Here is a 21,945-nt window from a genome sequence, read left to right as displayed (position 1 = left end):
ATGCACGCCGTTGTAATTCCCATGCACGGCGCATCCGGAGTCGTTGTCGAGCTCAAGCAGATTCTCGGCGCGATCCCCGAGAACTCTTGGGCCTGGAGCATTCTGGAACTCTGGGGTACAGGTGTTGCGCCGCAAGGGATGACAATGCAGTCATTCGAAGACCTTATCGCGTCCTCCGATAATGGATATCCGTTGAGCTGGGGCGATTTGGTGAGTTGCGCTGCAGATCTGGAGCAGGTCCATGAGTGCCTTATCGTGGCGGCTAGATCACCTAGCCAACTATCCCGGCGCCTTATCGAAGTGGAGTCCGATCCGGAACTTTTCGTGGCGATCGAAGGTATGGACAGCACTCAGTGGTATATCAGAGTCAACGAATATCTCGACGGTTTTAAGACGATAGAGGAACGGCTCGCATCACTTCAGAGGTTGAAAGGTTGAGCTATCTCGGCGTGGTTGCATGTCTTTCTGCTGGGCGATGACTATGTCGGTGGGATGCGATATCCGGACGGTGGTGGACTGGCCCGGCCGCCAGAGCCAGCGCGAGCAGGCGCGCATGCAGGCCGGGGAGTTATTCGCTGTCGGCGTGGCACCGGCGCAGGTGGCCAACTGGCTGAGAATCTCACGGAAGCCTGCCTATGCCTGGTATCGGGCCTGGCAGGCCGGATGGCTGGAGGCGTTGCGGTCGAAAGGGCCGATCAGGCCCTGCGCAGGGCCAGGTCACGAATCACGATGCTGATGGCGAATCCGCCGGGGTGTTCGACCTGGATGTCGACGCCCTGGTCACCTCGAGCTGGGCTGATCCGGTTGCCATGGGGTTCTATAGCAGCGTCGGTTGTTGATTGGGGCCGAAGCCCGCGTGCCGGGGCATGGTGGGATCTGGGCAGCGGCTCGATCTGCCCGGGCCAGGGGCAACTCCCTGGAGCCCTTTCAGCTTGAGGGGAGCCAAAGAGGGGAGCCAGCGTACGCCGACTCCCCTCGATGCAGTCCGCCGTCACTCGACCGAAGCCGCAGCTAGACGCCCTTGTGACCGACTCCCGCCGACCTTGCCCGACTGAGATGGCTTAGCCTGCTCATATGGACGATCGCCAGCGCTACGACCGTGCCACAGCGGTTCTCGAACCGCCGCTCGCGATCCTCGATCTGGCGGCCATGCGCGCCAACGCGGCGGAGCTGGTACGGCGGGCGGCGGGCAAGCCGATCCGGGTGGCGAGCAAGTCGGTACGCAGCCGCCCCGTGCTCGAGCGCATTTTGGCCATGGACGGCTTCCAGGGCATCATGGCCTTCACCCTCCCCGAGGCCCTGTGGCTCGCCTCCCACGGCTTCACCGACATCCTGGTGGCGTACCCGACGGCCGACCGGCACGCGCTCGCCGAGCTCGCCGCGAACGCCGACGCGGCCAGGCACATCACCGTCACCATCGACTCGGCCGCCCACCTGGACTTCACCGAGGCGGCCGTGGCGGAGGTCCACCCTCGGGCCGAGATCCGGATATGTATCGACATCGACGCCGGATATGTCGCCTTGGGCGGGAAGTTTCGGGCTGGGGCTCTCCGCTCGCCCATCCGCGAGCCGGAGGAGGCCGCCGACCTGGCCGCCGCCATCGCCAAGCGCCCCGGGTTCCGGCTGGCCGGGCTCATGGCGTACGAGGCACAGATCGCCGGAGTCGGCGACGACCCGCCCGCGAACGCCGCCTACACCCGCGGCGACGCGGTGACCGTCGGGGTGGCCGAGGACTTCGACAAGACCGAGACCCCGGTGCGTCGATGGGTACGCCGGCCGCGATTGACGCTGCCCGATGGAATGGGTTGACGAACAGTGAATGCAAGTGCCTCCGATTTGGTTCGTTGGCAGGGTGCAGCTCGAGTTGCTTCTTGACCACTGTCACCCGGTCTGGCAGCGCGCCTGGGGCGATCGGCACACACTCAAAGCCGAGTGAGGTGTAGGCGTCCCGGTGGACCTGCTCAAATCGCAGCGACTCCTCGAAGGTGATCTGCCGCAAGTCGGTCGGCGTGACGAACCCGAGGTTCTGTACCAGGCAGACCTTCTTCTCGTAGATCTGCCGGGCTTGGATGCGCTCCAACTCGCAGGAGAGGACCGGCGAGACGGGATGGCCCAGGCAAGTAGCCAAGGCATAGGTGCAGACAGGCGATCGATCGTAGATATGTACACCGCCAGGGAAGCCTTCAGCCGGTTCCTGCCGCTGGCGCTGCAAGGTGATGATCGCCCCCCAGGAAGGACGGCCTCGTCCACGGCTCGGGCTCGCCTTGAGCCTGCTGCAGGGCGATGACATCGGTCGCCGCGTCCTCTACGACGGTGTAGCCGTCGACTCCAGCCAACGCAGGATCGCCGTCTTGCCGGCTCCGATGGCGCCGGTGAGGACATAGCGCCTCATCAATCGCTCCCTGTCTCTCTCTGACCTGGACGTCGACTTCGTCAGATGCGCCAACAAGCACGGGGATCACCAGTTCAACGACCCCGCTCCGGCCAACCACCCCTCCCCCCGAAAGGAAGCGCTGGTCAGCGCCGCATTGCGGGTGCCTGGACATCGTGATCAAGAAAACTTCCACGAAGATCTTTTTTGAATTCGCTGACGCAGCGTGTTTACCTTGTCACGATGAGCGTATGCATCGAGGCGATCTGACGAACGCCGAGTGGGAGCGACTGGCGTCCCTGCTGCCCCAAGGCGACAAGCGCGGAGATCGATGGGATGAGCACCGGATGATGATCAACGGCGTGCTCTACCAGGCCCGCACCGGGTTGCGGTGGCGTCATCTCCCCGAGCGGTTCGGTTGCTGGGTGACCGTCTACCGGCACCACCGTCACTGGACAGCCGATGGCACCTGGCGGCAGCTGCTGGCAGCGGTCGAAACGGCTCAGAAGAATGTCGCCCGAGCCGGTAACGACGCCACGACAGGTCAGGACGCGGCTCCGGAGGTAGCACAGCATCCGCGACACAAGCGGACCACTGGCGATCCAGTGCTGGTCAGCCTCCGCGCGCACCTGACGGCGATAGTCAGACAGAGAGACCTCTAGATCATTTCGATCTGGATGCAGCCAAGGTTCAACGAACTGCCGCTTCCGCCAGACAGCCACTCCCCTTATGGCCGGTGACACGAAGCCGCAGAAGGTGTCGCCCACTGAGGCGCCTCTGGCGCCCAGTTCCAATAAGAACGGGCTGCGGGTCGCCCCTCCTCGACCCGCCTGCCAACTGGCGGCCGTCCTCGCCGACCCCTCCCTCCCGGCGAGGACGGCACCAATCCGAGGACGACCTATATATAGGCGTCTCTAGGCCTCTATAGGTAGGCCGCGAACCCGCGACTTCTGGCCCCGAGTGGCGTCGCGGAGGGTGCTCCAGGCGCCAATCTGAAGATCACCTGTGAGCGATCGGGCAACTTAGACGGATCAGGTTCCAATCCGGTTCCTGTGATCTGAGTCACGTTTTGCCGACTACACGTCGTGACGGGTCATTAACGGCACTGCAGTCCCATCAGCCACAACCCCCCAATACCCTGCGAAAACGTGACTATCCAATCACTCCGCGCGAAGATCACTGACAGATAACAGCACGGTAACGGCGGTAAGGCCGACTACCGGATCGCCCAAACCGGGTTCCACCTGCGGAGATCACCACGCTATGTTCCTTGCTATCCCTTTACTGACGCATGGGACGCAAGTTGCGACCCACGACAGAGCAAGGAGCAGTTCCCTTGAAGCGCATCCTCATCCCCGCCGGTGGCGCCATCCTGGCTACCGGCCTTCTGGCTGCCGGCCTGGCCGGCAGCGCCCAGGCCGACAGCGACGTTGCCAGCGACCCGATGGCGGCGAGTGCGGCTAACGCCAAGGCCATTGCTGAGTTCTGGGCCGACAACAACGGCGCTGCTCTCCGCGCCGCCAAGGAGTCCAACGTCTGGGACAAGGGCGACGTTGCCAAGCTGCAGAGCAAGGGCGGCTACAGCGCCGACACCAAGCCCGGCTCGACGGCTCCGATCGGCCAGGAGAAGAAGACCACCGCCAAGGTCCAGAACGTCAACATGCCGAAGACCATCGGCAAGGTGTTCTTCGTCAACAGCAAGGGTGAGAAGAAGTGGTGCTCCGCTTCTTCGATCCAGTCGCAGTACCGCAACCTGGTCGCCACGGCCGCTCACTGCGTGTACGACACGGCGACTAACTCGGACGTCATGTCCAAGTGGGTCTTCGTCCCCGGTTACTACCAGGGCAGGGCTCCTTGGGGCATCTACGTGGGTAAGCAGGCCTTCACCCACTACGACTTCGACGTGTACGAGGACTACGACCGCGACTACGCGTTCGTGACCGTGTACAACGGCGTGAAGCTCGATGCCGGGACGGCCAAGAAGGTCACCCTCAACGAGTACAAGGCCGCTCAGGCCAAGGGTCTGGCGACCGACTACAAGACGACCGAGGTCGACGAGAAGGAGTACCTGGCGGGCATCAAGGACCCGAACAGGTTCCTGTACTACGACATCAAGCCGGGTACGGCGAAGAAGGTCGCCGGTCCGGACCACCCCGGCGCCATCGTCGACAAGAAGGAAGTCAGCAAGTCTGACTACCAGGCTGCCGTCGACGCGAAGAAGATCGGTCGTGGCCAGGACTTCGTCTACGGCGACCCGATCGTCGAGAACGTGGACAAGGCCACCTGGGAGGCCTACAAGGGCCCGGGCGAGAAGGGTGATGGCCCGGACAAGTTCGGGAACTACCTGATCACGCACTACTACCTGCAGGACTGGTACGTCCCCGGCACGAGCACCAAGTACTACCGGGTCGACTACTATGTGGTCGAGGGCTTCGCCAAGGACGCCGGTCGCCTCGGCGACAACGTCGGCGGCCAGGGCTTCGCCTGGAACCAGCCCACCGGCAAGTACGTTCGCGTGTTCGGCTACCCGGCCGCTCCTCACCCCGACGGCAACAAGAACTACACCGGCGTTACTCCGAAGTGGTGCTACGGCAAGACCTCGGCGAAGCTGGTCGGTTCGGCTGCCAAGAAGATCGAGGAGCACATCGCCCTCAAGTGCGCCTTCACCGAGGGCGCCGACGGTGGCCCGTGGCTGTACAAGTACAGCAACGCCAAGCGTCTCGGTTACGTGAACGGTGTGACCAGCACCTTCAACGACCAGGACGGCAACGGCCGCGTGGACTACATCTCGTCGCCGTACTTCGACGGCGAGACCAACACCGTCTACCGGGCCGCCGCGGTTTCGTGGTCCGGCAAGATTGTCTGAAGTAACGGATAGCGACCGGTCATAGACCGTTCGTATAACCGTTGCAACCGAAGGGCCCGGCATCCTGCCGGGCCCTTCGGCGTTCCCGGCGAAAGTGATGGCGCCTTGGACGCATGGGGCGCCCAGACGGTGCCATCAATCCAATGTGATCTGCATCACATAGCGAACCGACGCAAGATCGCCGGGACGCAGGAGCCCCGCGAGACACACTGACAACTTCCTTATGTTGATCAGGGCAAACGGGCGCAAGATCAGCTTTCCTCGCCTCACGGACATCAGCCGCTTAAACATCACAGAACGATCACGCCCGGCTTGTCGCATCTTTTCCCGCCAAAGCGGCTACCGGTTAGCAAGATCGACACTGTATGTTCCTGGCTATCCCTTTACTGACGCATGGGACGCAAGAGGCGTTCCACGACAGCGCAAGGAGTTACCGTGAAGCGCATCCTCCTCCCGGCCGGTGGCGCCATTCTGGCTACCGGTCTGCTGGCTGCTGGTCTGGCCAGCACCGCCCAGGCTGACAGCACCGTCTCCGCCGACGTCCTGGCTGCCCAGGACAAGGCGGCTGACGTCCTGAGCTTCTGGACGGCCTCCAACAACGCGGCGATGGACAAGGCCGTGGCCTTCAACCCCGACGCGCTCGAGGTTTCGAAGATCTCCTCCGGTGGCGGCTATACCTCGGACACCAAGCCGGGTTCCACCGCTCCCATCGGCGAGGAGAAGAAGGTCGCCGCCAAGGTCCAGAACGTGAACCTGCCGAAGACCATCGGTAAGGTCTTCTTCGAGGGCCGCGACGGCAAGCTGTACTGGTGCTCCGGTACGTCGATCCAGTCGCAGTACCGCAACCTGGTCGCCACGGCTGCTCACTGCGTGTACGACATCGGCGGCAACGACGAGGTCGTGTCCCGCTGGGTCTTCGTCCCCGGCTACTACCAGAAGAAGGCTCCGTTCGGCGTCTACGTGGGTAAGCAGGCCTTCACCCACTACGACTTCGACATCTACGAGGACTTCGACCGCGACTACGCGTTCGTCACCGTCTACGACGGCATTGGCGGTGTGCTCAACAACGCGACCAAGGTCACGTTCGACGAGTACAACGCCGCGTCCGCCAAGGGCCAGAAGACTGACAAGAAGCTGACCGAGGTCAGCGACAAGGAGTACTTCTCGGCCATCAAGGACCCGACCAAGCTCCCGTACTACGACATCAAGCCTGGTACGGCGAAGAAGGTCACCGGTCCGGACTTCCCCGGCGCGGTCGTCGACAAGCGCGAAGTCGACCAGAAGTTCTACGAGGCCCAGGAGAAGGCCGGCAAGGTCGGCAAGGGCACGGACTTCATCTACGGCGAGCCGGTTGTCGAGCAGGTCGACGAGGCCACGTTCAAGGCGTACAGCGGTCCTGGCACCAAGGCAGGCCCTGACAAGTTCGGGAACTACACCATCACGCACTACTACGTGCAGGACTGGTACGTCCCCGGTCAGGACACCAAGTACTACCGTGTCGACTACTACGTGTTCAGCCACCACGTCAAGAGCGTTGGTCGCCTCGGCGACAACGTTGGCGGCCAGGGCTTCGCGTGGAACCAGCCGGCCGGTAAGGCCATCCGTGCCTTCGGCTACCCCTACGGCCCGCACCTGGACGGCAACAAGCCGTTCACCGGTGTGACGCCGAAGTGGTGCTACGGCCCGACCGCCAAGAAGGCTCTGCTCATCCCCTCGAAGAAGGTCGAAGAGCAGCTGTCGATGAAGTGCACCGTGACCGCCGGCTTCGACGGTGGCCCGTGGCTGTACAAGTACAGCAACGCCAAGCGTCTCGGCTACGTCAACGGTGTGACCAGCCTCATCGCGGACGTCGACGGCAACAAGCGCTACGACACGATCACCTCGGCTTACTTCGACGGTGAGACCAACGTCGTCTACCAGGCTGCTGCGAAGTCCTGGAGCGGCAAGCTCATCCCGTAGTTCGCTGCGGATCGGAACGAAGACTTGTTCGTCGTTCAGTAGCAATACCGAAGGGCTCGGCATCCTGCCGGGCCCTTCGGCCTTTTTGGTGAGGAATCTGGCAATTTCCCTTACCAGAGTGACTGAAGGGTCGATAGGGTCTTTACACCCTTTTTGACAACCGTGGAGCCTCCCGTGAAGCGCCTGCTCATCCCCCTAGCAACCGCCTGCCTGAGCGCCGCCGCCCTCGCCATACCCGCCAGCGCCGCCCCGAGCTGGTCCACTGACAATCTCCAGCCCAAGCCTGCCGACGCGTACGGCGCCGCCTACTTCTGGCTGGACTCCAATGGCGCCGCCCTGCGCAAGGCCACCGAGTACCGCCTGGACACCAAGGTCGTGCCCAAGATCGTGTCGTCCGGGAGCAACGGCGCCACTGACGGGAAGCCCGGCATGGCCGGCCCGACCACCCCCACCAAGCCCGCGCAGTCCAAGAACGTCAACCTGCCCAAGACCATCGGCAAGGTCTTCTTCCTTGACAAGGCAGGTCGCTACCGCTGGTGCTCGGCGACGTCCGTCCAGGCCAGGAACCGCAACCTGGTCGCCACCGCCGGCCACTGCGTCTTCGCGAACGGCAAGGACGACGTCTACGACAAGTGGATCTTCGTGCCGGGCTACTTCGAGGGCAAGGCTCCCTTCGGCGTCTACGTGGGCGCTTACGCGTTCACGGCGTACGACCTGGACACCTACGACGACTACGACGGCGACTTCGCCTTCGTGGCGGTGCACAACGGCTTCTCGCTGGCGGGCGAGAAGGAGGTCTCGCGCAGTCAGTTCAAGGCGTGGGCCGGTGACAAGTGGATCAAGCCGCGCGAGATCGGCCTCACGGAGTTCCTCAAGTGCCAGCTCACCCTCGGCGACTGCTGGTCTGAGGGGGAGGACAAGCCGTCCGACCTCGTGGGCCCCGACTTCGTCGGCGCCGTCCTCGAGAAGGTGGAGGTCACCCCCGCCGCGTACAAGGACGCGAAGACCGGCAGGGGCCAGGGCTTCAAGTTCGGCGAGCCGGTCGTGGAGCAGGTCGACAAGGCCACCTGGGACGCGTACAAGGGGCCCGGCGACAGGGGCGCCGGGGCGGACCAGTTCGGCAACTACACCATCACCCACTACTTCACCCAGAAGTGGGTGAAGCCCGGCACCTCTCGTAAGTTCTACGAGGCCCATTACATGATCGGCATCGCCAAGGACATGGGCCGCCTCGGTGACGTGGTCGGTGGCCAGGGTGTGGCCTGGAACCAGCCGCTGGGCCAGCAGGTGACGGCGTTCGGCTACCCCGCCGCCCCGCACCCCGACGGCGACCGGCCGTTCTCCGGCGTGACGCCGAAGTGGTGCGCCGGCAAGACCGCCACCAAGAGCTACCAGATCAACACGTTCAAGGTCGAGACGCACCAGCTGCTCAAGTGCTCCATGACCCCGGGTGCCGACGGCGGCCCGTGGCTCATGAAGTACGACAACGCCAAGCGCACCGGCTACGTCAACGGCGTGACGAGCATGTTCCACGACAACGACCGCAACGGCCGGATCGACTACATCAGCTCGGCGCTCTTCGACGGTGAGGTGGCCGACGTCTACGCGAAGGCCCAGTTCGCGGCGACCAAGGGGATCGTCGGCCCCAACGGCGAGCTGCTCAAGTAGTCACTGCACAAGTCCTCGAGCCTGGTGATCTCTTGAAGCCTGACGAAGCTTCAAGAGATCACCAGGCTCGTTCTGTGTTCCAGGCCGGAGCTCCTACACCGCCGCGAGCTCGCGCGACCGCTCCCGCAGCGCCAGCACGGCACGCTCGTTCTTGTACGGCTCCAGCCGCCGCCGCAGATCCGCCGCGTACGACCGCGTCCGAGCCGACTGCAGCTCCCCCGCCAGCGCAAAGGCACTGGCCGCGGCGGAGCACGCCTCCTCCAGCTCCCCGCACTGCAACAACCCCGCGGCCAGCAGCGACAGGTTGAACATGCGCCCGCGGACGTACCGGGAGTCCATGTCGAGCGACCGCCGCGCCTGCCGCACGGCCCGCTCCCCGTCCCCCAGGTCGCGGAAGCAGTGGGCGAACTTGGCGGACAGGTAGGCCTCGTCGAAGTAGCTCAGCCACGCGGGCTCGTCGGCGGGCTTGCGGGCGTCGAAGGCGGACTCCGCCTCGTGCAGGGAGGCGCCGCAGGAGCGGCTGTCGCCCAGGCCCGCTTGGGCGTGGGCCTCCAGGACGTGGGCGGAGGCCAGCAGCGTGTGCACGCCGGCGCGGCGGGCGGCCAGCTGGGCGGCCCTGGCCAGGTCGAGGGCGTGGGCGGGCTGGCCCATGTAGATGGCCTGGTGTGCCATGCCGGCCAGGATCTCGCCGCCCAGGGTGTGGTCGTCGGCGCCCCTGGCCAGGCGGAGCGCCTGGATGAGGTAGCGCTGGGCGAGGCCGTGCTGCTCCATGTCGTAGGCCATCCAGCCGGCCAGGCGGGTCAGCTCGGCGGCCGCGGCGGCCAGTTGCCTGCCGGTGGCCTCGCCGTACAGGCCGTCTTTGAGTAGCGGCGAGACGGCGGTGTCGAGGTATTTGACCACGGATGAGCGGACGCGGCCGCTGCCGAAGCGGTTGTCCAGCTCGCCGAACGATCGGGTGACCTCATGGATGGCGGCGATGTCGGCGCGGCCCACCCGCCGCGCGCCCGTGCCGCTCAGGTGTCCCCCGGTCGGGGACGTCAGCCAGCGGATGGCTCCCACGGAGCCTGCTCCTATCGCGAACGTCGAGTCGATGAGAAACCTCCGTCTCTCCACGTCGGCCCGCCAAAGCGCCGTCACGGTCGCGACCCCCTCCTGCCACGTGTGCGTGAACTCTTGTCCGAGATCGAGGGGCGTGAGAATGGCGGGCATGCCCAGGTCTTCCGAGGTAACCGGTCGGCCCAGCCGCATCGCGAATATCTCCGTGAGCAGGCCCGGCACGGGATCGCGTGGCCTCTGACCGCCGATCCAGCGCAGCACCGAACTGTGGTCGTACTTGAGACCCGGAGTGCCACGCGCCGCTCCCCAATCGTTGAGGCACCTGGCCAGACCCTTGTGGGAGAACCCCGCCTCCGAGATGAGCTGTTGCAGCAGTCGGTTCGGCTCGCGTTCCATCACTCTCCTCGTCGCAGGAGTGGGCGCCCGCATCCTTACAGAGAGCTATTGTTATATCACCTTGGGTAAAGGTTTAAGGGTGTTTCTCAAAGGACAGTCCAAGTCGACAACAAACGGGGGCCTCCCCTACCCATGACTGGGTCACGTAATCAGGAGGCCCCCGTAAGAGCAGGTCAGAGGCGGGCGACGCCGTCGGCTCTGGCCTGGGCCGCGACCGCGGCCGTCACGGCGGGCGCCACGCGCTCGTCGAAGGGGCTCGGGATGATGTAGGTCGGCGAGAGGTCGTCGCCGACGACGCCCGCCAGCGCGCTGGCCGCGGCCACCTTCATGTTCTCGGTGATGGAGGACGCGCGCACGTCCAGGGCGCCCCTGAACACGCCGGGGAACGCGAGCACGTTGTTGATCTGGTTGGGGAAGTCGGAGCGCCCGGTGGCCACGACCCCGGCGTGCCTGGCGGCCACGTCGGGATGGACCTCGGGCGTGGGGTTGGAGAGGGCGAAGACGATGGCGTCGGGCGCCATGGAGGCGATGGCCTGCTCTGACACGGTGGATCCGGACAGCCCGAGGAACACGTCCGCGCCGGCCAGCGCGTCCTCCGTCGAGCCGGTGTGGCCCGCGCGGTTGGTGTCGCGGGCGAGGGCCTCCTTGACGGGGTTGAGTCCCTCTCTGCCCTGATAAATCATGCCCTTGGAGTCGGAGACCGCGATGTCGCCGATGCCCGCCTCCAGGAGGATGCGGGTTACCGCGACGCCGGACGCGCCCGCTCCGGCCACGACGGCGCGCAGGTCGCCCAGCGAGCGCCCGGTCAGGCGGGCGGCGTTCTGGAGCGCGGCCAGCGCCACGATGGCGGTGCCGTGCTGGTCGTCGTGGAAGACGGGGATGTCGAGCCGCTCGCGCAGGCGGTCTTCGACCTCGAAGCAGCGCGGGGCGCTGATGTCCTCCAGGTTGATGCCGCCGAACGACGGCGCGAGGCGCGCGACGGTCTCGACGAGCTCGTCGACGTCGGTGCAGTCGAGGCAGAGCGGGACGGCGTCGACGTTCGCGAACTGCTTGAACAGCAGCGCCTTGCCCTCCATGACCGGCATGGCCGCCGCGGGGCCTATGTCGCCCAGCCCGAGCACGGCGGTGCCGTCGGAGACGACGGCGACCACGTTGGAGACCCACGTGTAGTCGTTGACCAGCGAGGGCGTGTCGGCGATGGCGGTGCAGACCCGGGCGACGCCGGGCGTGTAGGCGAGCGAGAGGTCGTCCGCGTCGCGGACGGGAACGGTCGAGCGGACCTCGAGCTTGCCGCCGCGGTGCAGCGCGAAGGCCGGATCGAGATCGAGTTTGGCAACGGAAGCAGAAGCGGGCGTGACAGCCACAGCGACCCCTGTAGTCATCGGGAGCGGAAGAAACCTTCGGCGGACGAGCGGGAGCGGGCTGGCTTCGGTAGCTGCCAGGATCCCCTCGTCGATCTTCTCAGAGGGGTACGGGGGTCACCCGTCTCACTATCGTGCCACATGGTGAGATGGTCTCGGTGTCGGCGCCGACGCCGTTCCGTTGACGCATCGTTAAATCCTTGATGACGGACCGCTGCTAAACCCCATTTAAACTGCACAAAAAGCAAGCTTCGTGGCATTTCACTTCGAGGAGGCCGTACATGGCCCTCAGTCCTAAGGGCCGCCGTGGCTACGCCGCCGGCGCGCTCGCCCTGATCGCTGCTCTCACGCTGTCCGCGTGCGGCGGCGGCTCCAGCTCGGGCTCCGGCAGCACGACCGGCGCGAGCGCCTCCGCGGCGGGCGGTGTCCAGTTGGTACAGCCCGGCAAGCTCACGGTCTGCACGAACATCCCGTACGAGCCGTTCCAGTTCAAGGACGCCAGCGGCAAGATCGTCGGGTTCGACGTGGACATGGTCGACCTTGTCGCGAAGAAGCTGGGCGTGACCCAGGAGATCGTGGACATCGACTTCGCGGTGATCAAGAGCGGCGCCGCCATGGCGGCGAAGAAGTGCGACCTGGCCGCCGCCGGCATGACGATCACCCCCGAGCGCAAGGCGAACATCGACTTCTCCGAGCCGTACTTCGACGCCACCCAGGCGCTGCTCGCCAAGAAGGGCACCGGGGCGAAGTCGCTGGCCGACGTCAAGGCCAAGGGCCTCAAGCTGGGCGCCCAGGCCAGCACCACGGGTCTCGACTACGTCAAGAAGCAGGGCTTCGACCCGACCGAGTACGCCGACTCGGCCAAGGAACTGCTGGCCCTGCAGGCCGGGCAGGCCGACGTGATCGTCCAGGACCTGCCCGTGGTGCTCACCTGGCTGAAGAAGCCGGAGATCGCCGCGAAGTTCGAGCTGATCGGCAGCCTGGACACCGGCGAGCAGTACGGCTTCGGCCTGAAGAAGAACGCCGACCCGGTGCTGCTCAAGACGATCAACGAAGAGATCACCAAGTCCAAGCAGGACGGCACCTACGAGAAGATCTACGTGAAGTGGTTCGGCAAGAAGCCCGGCGAGCTGGGCTGATCCATGGCTGACCAGCCGAAGACGGCTGAGCCTGCGCGCGCCAGGCTCAGCCCTCGGAAGAGACAACGCATCATCCGCGGCGTCCAGTACGCGGTTCTGATCATCGCCGTCGTCGGGCTCGTCCTGTACGCGGACTGGTCGAGCCTGGCCGAGAACTTCGCCAGGCCGGACATCGCGCAGAAGGCCCTGCCCGAGCTGTTCACGATCGCGCTGAAGAACACGATCATCTACTCGGTGGGCGGGTTCGTCTTCTCCTTCGTGTTCGGCCTCGTTCTCGCGCTCATGCGGCTGTCGCAGGTCCGCCCCTACCGCTGGATCGCCGGCGTCTACATCGAGATCTTCCGCGGGCTTCCCGCACTGCTGATCTTCCTGCTGATCCTCTTCCTCCCCATCGCGCTGCCCGGATTCGAGGTGCCCGGGGGCAAGTACGGTGAGGGCATCCTGGGACTCACCCTGGTCGGCTCGGCCTACCAGGCGGAGGTCTTCCGCGCCGGTCTGCTGGCCGTGCCCAAGGGACAGACCGAGGCGGCCAGATCGCTCGGCATGTCCGCGGGCAGGGCGCTGTTCACCGTGGTGATCCCCCAGGCGGTCCGCATCGTGATCCCGCCGACCACCAACCAGTTCATCGCGTTGCTCAAGGACTCGTCGCTGATCCTCTTCCTGGGGGTCTCGGGCGAGTACGTCGAGCTGGCCAAGTTCGGCAACGACCTGTCCTCCGAGCAGTCCAACGCCACGCCCATCATGGTCGCCGGCGTGACGTACCTCATTGTCACGATCCCGCTGGGCTACCTCGTGCGGCGGCTGGAGGCACGAGCGGGGAGGGCGCGATGACGCACGCCGTCGAGATCAGGGACCTGCACAAGTACTTCGGCGCCAACGAGGTGCTCAAGGGCATCGACTTCACCATCGGTCAGGGCCAGGTGGTCTGCGTCATCGGCCCGTCGGGATCCGGCAAGTCCACGCTGCTGCGCTGCGTGAACCTGCTGGAGGCGCCCACCAAGGGCAAGGTGTTCGTGGAGGGCGTCGAGCTCACCGACCCCGATGTGGACATCGACGCCGTACGCCGCCGCATCGGCATGGTCTTCCAGCAGTTCAACCTGTTCCCGCACATGACCGCGCTGCAGAACGTGATGATCGCCCAGCAGCGGGTGCTGAAGCGGAGCAAGAAGGAAGCCGAGGTCGTCGCCAGGGAGAACCTGGACAAGGTGGGTGTCGGCGCCAAGTGCGACGCCTACCCGGCGCAGTTGTCGGGCGGTCAGCAACAGCGGGTGGCGATCGCCAGGGCGCTGGCCATGAACCCGGACCTGATGCTGTTCGACGAGCCCACCTCGGCGCTCGACCCCGAGCTGGTGGGGGACGTGCTCACCGTCATGCGGAAGCTGGCGGAGGAGGGGATGACCATGCTCGTGGTCACCCACGAGATGGGCTTCGCCCGCGAGGTGGCCGACCGGGTGGTGTTCATGGACGGCGGCGTGATCGTCGAGGACGGCGAGCCTGAGCAGGTCATCGGCGACCCGCAGCAGGAACGCACCCGTACCTTCCTGCGCCGCGTCCTCCACCCGGAGGAGTAAGCCCGGAGGGGTAAGCCCGGAGGGGTGAGCCCCAGCAAGCCCGGCAGCGCGCCCCGCCCACGCGGGGCGCGCTTCCTCGGCCAGCGGCCGGCGGGCTGATCGTGTAATACTCCGGCATGGACCTCACCTCTTACGCCGAGTGGGCCCTCCGCCTGGTCAACGACCCGGACCCGCCGCCTGAGCTGAGAGGGCTGCGGGACGAGCTCGCCGCCGTGTTCGACGCGGCCGACGACGAGCAGGCCGCGGTCCAGCGGTTGAACGCCCTGCTCGTGCGCTACCCCGTACGTCCCCAGCTCACCGACCACGACGGCCGGGGCTGGCACCTCCACCTGGCCGACGACGACGCGGCCGGCGCCGTGATGGGCCTGGCCGCGGCAGTGGCGGAGCTGGGCGTGGACCGGCTCGGCAGGTGCCAGGAGCCGCGCTGCCGGCAGGCGTTCCTGGACACCTCGTCCAACCGCTCCCGCCGCTACTGCTCACCCCGCTGCGCCAGCCGCGCGAACGTGGCCGCCTTCCGTGCCCGGCAGCGGGACGGATCCTAGCGCCGTCGTCGCAGGAGGGGCCAGTAGCGCAGCACGACCCGTCCCACGATGTCGTGGACGGGGCCGAAGTCCCAGCTGTCGCGGCGCCCGCCGGCCCGCTGGTTGTCGCTCTCCAGCCACCAGCCGCCGGGCCCGTGCCACTGGGCCCGTTTCACGATCAGCCGATCCGGGTCGCCGGGGAGCCTGGCGACGACGAGATCGCCCGGGCGGACGGCGGCGTTCCTGCGTACCAGGAGCCAGTCTCCTGGAACCAGCGCGGGACGCATCGAATCGCCCTCGACACGCACTCTCATGGTCTCCTCAAGGACGTGCTCGGCGCCGGGCGGGGGTCTCCGCCCGGACCTGCCGCGGAACAAGCGTAAGACCCGTGAGCGACAGGGGAATCCCCCCTCCTCCGCGGGCGTTCGTGACCCGAGTAAGGTCAGTTATGGACCAAGCTGATTCAGCATCAAGGAAGGACTTTCTGATGCTCGCACGACTGCTACGACCCAAGCAGGTCGCCTCCGCGCACTGCGACCTGCCGTGTGGGGTCTACGACCCCGCTCAGGCCCGCATCGAGGCCGAGTCGGTCAAGGCGATCATGGAGAAGTACGCCGGCAACGAGGACCCGGTCTTCCGCGCCCGCGCGCTGACCATCAAGGAGGAGCGCGCCGAGCTGGTCAAGCACCACCTGTGGGTGCTGTGGACCGACTACTTCAAGCCGCCGCACCTCGAGCAGTACCCTCAGCTTCACCAGCTCTTCTGGGACGCCACGAAGCTCGCGGGCGCCGCCGGCGCCAAGGGCACGGTCGACGTCGCCAAGGCCGAGGACCTGCTGGGCAAGATCGACGAAATCGCGAAGATCTTCTGGGAGACCAAGGCCGCCTAAAACGGCACATAAGGCTCTGTGCGGCGGCGTCCGCGCAGAGCCTTTTCCGTTGATGGCGAGTCTGAATCGTCCAAGCACCTCCCAGGGGCGGTAAGTTGCAGTTGGCGTCGGAAACGCGAGGAGGAACGTGACCGAGGAAACCGAGACGCGCGCGGAGGGCGTGGCCGGCATCCGCGACGTGGTGAGCATCAGGCTCCCCGCCGCGAGTGCTTACCTGTCTGTGCTGCGTACGGCTACCGCCGGGCTGGCGGCGCGGCTTGACTTCACCCTCGACGAGATCGAGGATCTGCGGATCGCGGTCGACGAGGCGTGCGCCATGCTGCTGAGCGAGGCGGTGCCGGGCACCGACCTCACCGCCGAGTTCGAGCTGACCGGGCAGGAGATGCAGGTGAGGGTCGAGGTCGCGACCGTCGGCAGCTCCGCGCCCAAGCGCGACGACTTCGCCTGGATGGTGTTGACCGCTCTGGCGGACGAGGTGGACGCGGTGGCGCCCGCTCAAGGCTCCCCCGACACGATGGCGATCGTCCTGCGTAAGCGCCGAGGCGCGGCGAGGCCGGCGTGACGGAAAGGACTGGAGCCATGGCCACCAGCGAACACGCCGTGCCCGACCGGGTCCGTGCCCGCATGCTCTTCGCCGAACTGGCCGAGTTGGGCCCCGAGGAGCCGCGCCGCCAGCGCATCAGAGATGAGCTGGTCGAGCTTCACCTTCCTCTGGTCGAATACCTGGCTCGCCGCTTTCGGAACAGGGGCGAGTGGCTCGACGACCTGACCCAGGTCGCCACCATCGGCCTGATCAAGTCCATCGACCGCTTCGACCTCAACCGCGGCGTGGAGTTCTCCACGTACGCCACGCCCACCATCGTCGGCGAGATCAAGCGCCACTTCCGCGACAAGGGCTGGGCGGTGCGCGTGCCGCGCCGCCTGCAGGAGCTGAAGCTCTCGCTGACCAAGGCGATAAGCGATCTGTCGCAGCGCGAGGGCCGCGCGCCGACTGTGGCCGAGCTGGCCTCCTACCTCAAGATGACCGAGGAGGAGGTGCTCGAGGGCCTCGAGTCGGCCAACGCGTACTCGACGGTGTCGCTCGACGCGCCCGACTCCGGCGACGACGACGCCCCCGCGGTGTCCGACTCGCTCGGCATCGTGGACGAGTCGCTCGAGGGCGTCGAATACCGCGAGTCGCTCAAACCGCTGCTCGAGCGGCTGCCGCCACGGGAGAAGCGCATCCTGCTGTTGCGCTTCTTCGGCAACATGACGCAGTCGCAGATCGCCACGGAGCTGGGCATCTCACAGATGCACGTCTCGCGCCTGCTGGCCCGCACGCTCGCGCAGCTGCGCGAGGGCCTGACCGCCGAAGACTAACCGTCCCCGTAGAGGGCGTGGGTGGTGGGCGGCGCGAGCAGCGTCGCCAGCCCGGCCACGGCGATCACGATCAGCGGGATCCCGAGCTGCGGCTGGCCCGACTGGATGAGCGTGACGGAGACCGGCAGCACGAAGATCTGGGCCAGCACGCCGGGCGACCTGCCCCACCGCTCCATCCTGAACAGCCCGCCCCACGCCACCCAGAGCAGCCCTGCCCCGATCAGCACGCCGAACGCCGACTCCGCGATGGCGGTGGTGAGGTTGTCCGGGGTGCTGACCAGGGTCTCCACCGCGACGTAGATCCCGAGCCCGAACGCGGCCAGGCCCTCGAGGGCGACGATGGCGGCGGCGATGACCAGGGTGACCGGACGACTGCTCACGCCCGTACCCTACCCCTCGGATCCTTCGGTCCGAGAAATGGGACGTTCGGCCGATAAAGCGCGCATTGCCAGCGGATACGCTGGCGCTATGCGCGCCATGCTGCTGGTGAATCCCAAGGCCACGACCACGAACGCGCGTACGCGTGACGTGCTGATCCGCGCGCTCGGCGCAGCCGTGGAGCTGGCGGTCGAGGAGACCCGCTATCGGGGGCACGCCGCGGCGCTCGCCTCGACCGCGCGGGCCAAGGGGTACGACGTGGTCGCGGTGCTCGGGGGCGACGGGACGATCAACGAGGCCGTCAACGGCCTGCTGAACCCGGTCAACGGCCACGAGGTCCCGTCAGACGATCCCAGCGCCGGACGCCCCGCGCTCATCGTCATCCCCGGTGGCAGCGCGAACGTGTTCGCCCGAGCGCTGGGGCTGCCCAACGACCCGGTGGAGTCCACGGGCGCCGTGCTGGAGGCGCTGCGGGAGGGCCGGCGCAGGACCGTGGGCCTCGGCCAGGCACTCTGGGAGGGCCAGAGCCGTTACTTCACCTTCTGTTCGGGGATGGGTTACGACGCAGAGGTTGTACGGGCCGTGGAGGGCCTGAGAGGGGCCGGGCGTAAAGCGTCACCGGCGCGGTATGTGAACACCGCTCTACGGCACTATCTGGCCACGGACAAGCGGCATCCAGCGATGACGCTGACCGGTCCCGGGATACCGGCCGCCGAGGGACTGTTCATGGCGATCATCTCGAACACCTCGCCCTGGACGTACGTCGGCAGCAAGCCCGTGCACCCGACCCCGTGGGCCGGTTTCGACACGGGTCTGGACCTGTTGGGCCTGCGACGCATGGGACCGCTCACGCTCGCGCCACTGATCCGGCAGATGCTCACGGAGAGTGACGCCCTTCCGGGCGGCCGGCACCTCGTACAACTCCATGACGAGGCCGAGTTCACGCTGACCGCGGACCGGCCCGTGGCCTTCCAGCTGGACGGGGACTACCTGGGAGAACGGGAAAGCGTAACATTTCGGTCTACACCGTACGCGTTACAAGTTTTGGTCTAGATGGTTACAATCGGTCATTGTGTGACGCATCCGACATCCATAACAGCCAAAACTTCACGCCAACCCCCTTGCGTGCACTCAGCGTGGCTGACAGTCTCAAGACTGACGTCGGAACGTAGGACCTTTAACAACCCCAAAGGTTCTCCAGGCGTCAGCGGGCAATCCCGGATCCCTCGCAGGTCTGGGTGATTGTGCGCGCAAGTTAGTGAAACTCTTCACAAAGTAGTGGCCGCACGGAGCCGACCAAGGCTTCATCTACTAAGGAGTGGACGCATGGACTGGCGCCACCGAGCTGCCTGCCGTGACGTGGACCCCGAGCTGTTCTTCCCGATCGGCAACACCGGCCCGGCACTCATGCAGATCGAGGAGGCCAAGCAGGTCTGCCGGTCCTGCTCGGCCATCGACGCCTGCCTGAAGTGGGCGCTGGAGTCCGGGCAGGACGCCGGTGTCTGGGGCGGTCTGAGCGAGGACGAGCGTCGCGCCCTCAAGCGCCGCACCGCTCGCCAGCGCGCCCGCCTCACCGCCTGACCTGCTCATCCGAGCCACCGACCGCCTGACACCGCCAACCTGACATCGGCGCTTGAGCCGCGACAGGCTCACGCGCCGCCGTTGGCGCGTGGTCACCTCAGGCCGCTGGGAGCGGGATCGAGAGCGTGACCTCCGTGCCCCCTTCGAGCCGTGGCTGGATGGACAGCCGGCCCGACAACTCCCCCTCGACCAGCGTACGGACGATCTGCAGCCCCAGGCTGGTGGAGCCCTCGAGGTCGAAGCCGGCGGGAAGCCCGCGGCCGTCGTCCCAGACCGTGACGTTGAGCCGGTCGAGCGCGGGCTCGACGACCACCTCGAGCCGCTTGGGCCGCCCGTGCTGCATCGCGTTCTGCAACAGCTCGGTCAGCGCCATGGCCAGCGGCGTGGCGATGAGCGAGGGCAGCACGCCGAACCCCCCGACTCTCCTGGGCATGACGGCCACCTCCGCCGCCGACACCTCCCCCGTCATCGCTATCACCCGGTCGGCGATCTCGTCGAAGTCCACGAACTCCTCTGGCGCGTGAGACAACGTCTCGTGCACGATCGCGATCGACCCGACCCGGCGTACCGCCTCCTCCAGCGCCTCCCGGCCCTCGGGCACCTGCAGCCGCCTGGCCTGTAGGCGGAGCAGCGCGGCCACGGTCTGCAGGTTGTTCTTCACCCGGTGGTGGATCTCGCGGATGGTGGCGTCCTTGGTCATCAGCTCGCGCTCGCGCCGCCGCAGCTCGGTCACGTCCCTGATGAGCACCAGCGCGCCGATGCGGCCGCCGCCGACGACCAGCGGGATGGCTCTGAGCTGCACGATCGTGCCGCCCGACTCCACCTCGGTCTCCTTGGCCGCGCGCCCGCTGGCCACGATCATGAGGTCTTCGTTGATCGGCTCGTCGGAGTAGCAGAGCCCCGCGGTGACCCGGCCCAGCTCGGCCCCGACCAGGTCGGCGTGCAGGCCGAGCCGCCGGTAGGCGGACAGGGCGTTCGGCGAGGCGTACGTGACGCGCCCCGCCCGGTCGAGCCTGAGCAGTCCGTCGCCGACGCGCGGCGAGCGAACCAGGATCGGCTCCTCGCCCGAGAACGGGAACCGGCCCTCGGCCACCATCTGCGCCAGGTCGGACGCGCTCTGGAGGTAGGTCAGCTCCAGGCGGGACGGGGTGCGGGCGGAGGAGAGGTTAGTGGAGCGCTGGATCACCGCCAGGAAGCGCCCTTCACCACCCTCGACGGTCCGCCGCACGGGGATGGTCTCCTCCCGCACCGGGACCCCCGTGGACCAGTCGGGGTCGCCCTCGCGGCAGATCCGGCGCTCGTTCCACGCGGTGTCGATGAGGTAGCGCTCGCCCTTCGCGGCGACGGTGCCGACGATGTCGTCGTGGTAGACGGTGGGGCCCGTGGTGGGGCGCATCTGGGCGATCGCGATCCAGCCGCTCCCGCCCAGGAGCGGCGCCCACAGGATGAGGTCGGCGAAGGACAGATCGGCCAGCAGCTGCCAGTCGGAGACCAGCGAGTGCAGCCAGTCGAGATCCGCCTCGTCGAGGGCGGTGTGACGGGCTACGAGGTCGCTGAGAGTCGGCACAGATGCATCATGCGTGCTTTCCGCCGCAACAACCAAACCGACTCCCTGCTTGAATGCGCACGCCGCTACGCGGGCAGGACTCCGCACGGCACGTTCGCACGGCCGCTCACTCGCATAGTGAGCGCAGATACGGCATCGTGCCGCGCAACTGGACCTATCGGGAATCTCATATTGTGAGAACCGTCACACTGCCAAACCCGTGCAGACACCAGGACAAAGCAGTACGGAGGTGATCGAAACGGGCAGGTGGTTCCACCGCGACACGGTTCACGTACCGGCCTCGGTTGCGATCGCGCGCGCTGCTGTGGATATCCTTCACAATCAGCCTGAGCTGCCCGGATCCGTGCGTGCCAGTCGCCGTGCCCGCCCGGTGCCGGTCGGCCGCCACAGGCCGTGGTTGACCGCTCGGGCCGATGTGAGTTCCGATGATCTCGCGGTGACCAGACACGCCCTCACCGCTGTGGCAGAAGTGAAGGTGAGAGCGTGACAGACGACAGCCCCCGCGTACCGAAGTACTACGACGTGAAACGCAGCCTGCTCGAGCTCACCAAGACGCTGCCGGCGGGCACGGCGCTGCCGCCGGAGCGCACGCTCGCCGTGCGGTTCGAGACCTCGCGCACCACGGTGAGGCAGGCGCTGACTGAGCTGGTGGTGGAGGGCAGGCTGCTGCGCATCCAGGGCAAGGGCACGTTCGTGGCCCAGCCGAAGGTGGCGCAGGTGCTGCAGCTGACCTCGTACATCGGCGACCTGCGCACCGCGGGCCTGGAGCCGGACACCAAGATCCTGGAGATCGGCTACATCACCGCCGACGAGACCCTGGCCAGGCGCCTGGCCATCAACCCTGGCGGCCGCGTGCTGCGCATCCACCGCCTCCGGCTGGCCAACGGCGAGCCGGTCTCGATCGACACCACGCACCTGTCCGCGCGCCGCTTCCCCCGGCTGCGGCGGGAGCTGGAGGTGCACGCGTCGCTGTACGAGACGCTGCACAACGCGTACAACGTGCGGCTCACGGACGCCGAAGAGATCATCGAAACCGTGCTGGCCACCCCGTACGACGCCAAGGCCCTCGGCGTCGACGTCGGCCTCCCCATGCTCCTCCTCACCCGCCACGCCTTCGACGCCGACGGCAACCCCGTCGAGTGGGCGCAGTCCCTCTACCGGGGCGACCGCTACAAGTTCGTCACCCGCCTCCGCAGGCCGTAGCGCCCCTCGGCCCTCGGCCATGCCGACGGGGTTGTTCCGCTGGCTGGGCGGAGCGGCCTG

The 21,945-nt window shown here is 66.7% G+C and carries 21 protein-coding genes and 1 pseudogene; 16 read left to right on the top strand and 6 right to left on the bottom strand.

The features are described 5' to 3' along the window. Window positions 1-438, top strand: coding sequence for a hypothetical protein (locus ACIBVN_RS52405; protein WP_397149007.1), 438 nt, complete (start codon window positions 1-3; stop codon window positions 436-438). 636 nt (window positions 439-1,074) lie between these two features. Continuing rightward, on the top strand, window positions 1,075-1,809 hold the full coding sequence (locus ACIBVN_RS52400) for an alanine racemase (protein WP_397149006.1): 735 nt from the start codon (window positions 1,075-1,077) through the stop codon (window positions 1,807-1,809). 88 nt (window positions 1,810-1,897) lie between these two features. Here ACIBVN_RS52400 and ACIBVN_RS52395 read toward each other — a convergent pair. Beyond that, window positions 1,898-2,290: pseudogene (locus tag ACIBVN_RS52395) on the bottom strand (ATP-binding protein); the annotation flags it as partial. A gap of 257 nt (window positions 2,291-2,547) precedes the next feature. Between ACIBVN_RS52395 and ACIBVN_RS52390 the strand changes: the two are divergent. The 4 genes from ACIBVN_RS52390 (at window position 2,548) to ACIBVN_RS52375 (ending at window position 8,864) form a co-directional block, all read left to right on the top strand. After that, window positions 2,548-3,033 carry a transposase gene (locus ACIBVN_RS52390; protein ID WP_397149004.1) on the top strand — a complete coding sequence of 162 codons (486 nt, stop codon included), beginning with the start codon at window positions 2,548-2,550 and terminating at the stop codon, window positions 3,031-3,033. Between the two features lie 674 nt (window positions 3,034-3,707). After that, window positions 3,708-5,237: a trypsin-like serine peptidase gene (locus ACIBVN_RS52385; protein ID WP_397149002.1), complete on the top strand. Its 1,530-nt coding sequence runs from the start codon at window positions 3,708-3,710 to the stop codon at window positions 5,235-5,237. A 435-nt stretch (window positions 5,238-5,672) separates the two neighbouring features. Further along, on the top strand, window positions 5,673-7,196 hold the full coding sequence (locus ACIBVN_RS52380) for a trypsin-like serine peptidase (RefSeq protein WP_397149000.1): 1,524 nt from the start codon (window positions 5,673-5,675) through the stop codon (window positions 7,194-7,196). Window positions 7,197-7,370: 174 nt separating this feature from the next. Further along, window positions 7,371-8,864 (top strand): hypothetical protein, encoded by a 1,494-nt coding sequence (locus ACIBVN_RS52375; protein WP_397148999.1) that lies wholly within the window; start codon window positions 7,371-7,373, stop codon window positions 8,862-8,864. A gap of 93 nt (window positions 8,865-8,957) precedes the next feature. Here ACIBVN_RS52375 and ACIBVN_RS52370 read toward each other — a convergent pair whose 3' ends face one another. Both ACIBVN_RS52370 and ACIBVN_RS52365 read right to left on the bottom strand, forming a co-directional pair. Further along, window positions 8,958-10,316: a hypothetical protein gene (locus ACIBVN_RS52370; protein WP_397148997.1), complete on the bottom strand. Its 1,359-nt coding sequence runs from the start codon at window positions 10,314-10,316 to the stop codon at window positions 8,958-8,960. Window positions 10,317-10,489: 173 nt separating this feature from the next. Further along, complete coding sequence (locus ACIBVN_RS52365) at window positions 10,490-11,698, bottom strand: NADP-dependent malic enzyme (RefSeq protein WP_397148995.1); 1,209 nt, start codon at window positions 11,696-11,698, stop codon at window positions 10,490-10,492. A 260-nt stretch (window positions 11,699-11,958) separates the two neighbouring features. On the opposite strand from ACIBVN_RS52365, the gene ACIBVN_RS52360 reads away from it, so the two are divergent. From ACIBVN_RS52360 to ACIBVN_RS52345, 4 genes are all read left to right on the top strand, one after another. Continuing rightward, window positions 11,959-12,816, top strand: coding sequence for an ABC transporter substrate-binding protein (locus ACIBVN_RS52360; RefSeq protein WP_397148993.1), 858 nt, complete (start codon window positions 11,959-11,961; stop codon window positions 12,814-12,816). A gap of 3 nt (window positions 12,817-12,819) precedes the next feature. Continuing rightward, the gene (locus ACIBVN_RS52355; RefSeq protein WP_349458374.1) at window positions 12,820-13,647 is read left to right on the top strand and encodes an amino acid ABC transporter permease; all 828 of its coding nucleotides are present in this window, start codon (window positions 12,820-12,822) and stop codon (window positions 13,645-13,647) included. Then, window positions 13,644-14,387, top strand: a complete 744-nt coding sequence (locus tag ACIBVN_RS52350; protein ID WP_397148991.1) for an amino acid ABC transporter ATP-binding protein — start codon at window positions 13,644-13,646, stop codon at window positions 14,385-14,387. Before ACIBVN_RS52355 ends, ACIBVN_RS52350 begins: the two co-directional genes overlap by 4 nt. Before the next feature lie 116 nt (window positions 14,388-14,503). Further along, the gene (locus tag ACIBVN_RS52345; RefSeq protein ID WP_397148989.1) at window positions 14,504-14,929 is read left to right on the top strand and encodes a CGNR zinc finger domain-containing protein; all 426 of its coding nucleotides are present in this window, start codon (window positions 14,504-14,506) and stop codon (window positions 14,927-14,929) included. On the opposite strand, the gene ACIBVN_RS52340 is transcribed toward ACIBVN_RS52345, so the two are convergent. Continuing rightward, the gene (locus tag ACIBVN_RS52340) at window positions 14,926-15,222 is read right to left on the bottom strand and encodes a S24 family peptidase (RefSeq protein WP_397148987.1); all 297 of its coding nucleotides are present in this window, start codon (window positions 15,220-15,222) and stop codon (window positions 14,926-14,928) included. The genes ACIBVN_RS52345 and ACIBVN_RS52340 overlap by 4 nt on opposite strands. A 173-nt stretch (window positions 15,223-15,395) precedes the next feature. Between ACIBVN_RS52340 and sodN the strand changes: the two genes are divergently transcribed. From sodN to ACIBVN_RS52325, 3 genes are all read left to right on the top strand, one after another. Then, window positions 15,396-15,797 carry a superoxide dismutase, Ni gene (sodN, locus tag ACIBVN_RS52335; RefSeq protein ID WP_344992164.1) on the top strand — a complete coding sequence of 134 codons (402 nt, stop codon included), beginning with the start codon at window positions 15,396-15,398 and terminating at the stop codon, window positions 15,795-15,797. Between the two features lie 127 nt (window positions 15,798-15,924). Beyond that, window positions 15,925-16,359 (top strand): anti-sigma factor, encoded by a 435-nt coding sequence (locus ACIBVN_RS52330; protein ID WP_349457409.1) that lies wholly within the window; start codon window positions 15,925-15,927, stop codon window positions 16,357-16,359. Between the two features lie 17 nt (window positions 16,360-16,376). Further along, entirely contained in the window at window positions 16,377-17,156 is a 780-nt protein-coding gene (locus tag ACIBVN_RS52325; RefSeq protein ID WP_176573444.1) for an RNA polymerase sigma factor SigF, read from the top strand. Here the strand turns inward: ACIBVN_RS52325 and ACIBVN_RS52320 are convergent. After that, window positions 17,153-17,536, bottom strand: a complete 384-nt coding sequence (locus tag ACIBVN_RS52320) for a hypothetical protein (protein ID WP_397148985.1) — start codon at window positions 17,534-17,536, stop codon at window positions 17,153-17,155. The genes ACIBVN_RS52325 and ACIBVN_RS52320 overlap by 4 nt on opposite strands. An 88-nt stretch (window positions 17,537-17,624) precedes the next feature. Between ACIBVN_RS52320 and ACIBVN_RS52315 the strand changes: the two genes are divergently transcribed. Continuing rightward, window positions 17,625-18,587, top strand: a complete 963-nt coding sequence (locus tag ACIBVN_RS52315; protein WP_397148983.1) for a diacylglycerol/lipid kinase family protein — start codon at window positions 17,625-17,627, stop codon at window positions 18,585-18,587. 273 nt (window positions 18,588-18,860) lie between these two features. Then, window positions 18,861-19,115 carry a WhiB family transcriptional regulator gene (locus ACIBVN_RS52310; RefSeq protein WP_349457406.1) on the top strand — a complete coding sequence of 85 codons (255 nt, stop codon included), beginning with the start codon at window positions 18,861-18,863 and terminating at the stop codon, window positions 19,113-19,115. 97 nt (window positions 19,116-19,212) lie between these two features. Here the strand turns inward: ACIBVN_RS52310 and ACIBVN_RS52305 are convergent, their stop codons facing one another. Further along, entirely contained in the window at window positions 19,213-20,682 is a 1,470-nt protein-coding gene (locus ACIBVN_RS52305; protein WP_397148981.1) for a histidine kinase N-terminal domain-containing protein, read from the bottom strand. A gap of 483 nt (window positions 20,683-21,165) precedes the next feature. On the opposite strand from ACIBVN_RS52305, the gene ACIBVN_RS52300 reads away from it, so the two are divergent. Next, complete coding sequence (locus tag ACIBVN_RS52300) at window positions 21,166-21,885, top strand: GntR family transcriptional regulator (RefSeq protein ID WP_397148980.1); 720 nt, start codon at window positions 21,166-21,168, stop codon at window positions 21,883-21,885. The last annotated feature ends 60 nt before the right edge of the window (window positions 21,886-21,945 follow it).

Source organism: Nonomuraea sp. NPDC049400 (genome assembly GCF_044466425.1).
Lineage (GTDB): Bacteria > Actinomycetota > Actinomycetes > Streptosporangiales > Streptosporangiaceae > Nonomuraea.
Note: the sequence above shows the minus strand (reverse complement) of the source record. Positions and strands in the feature narration are given on the sequence as shown.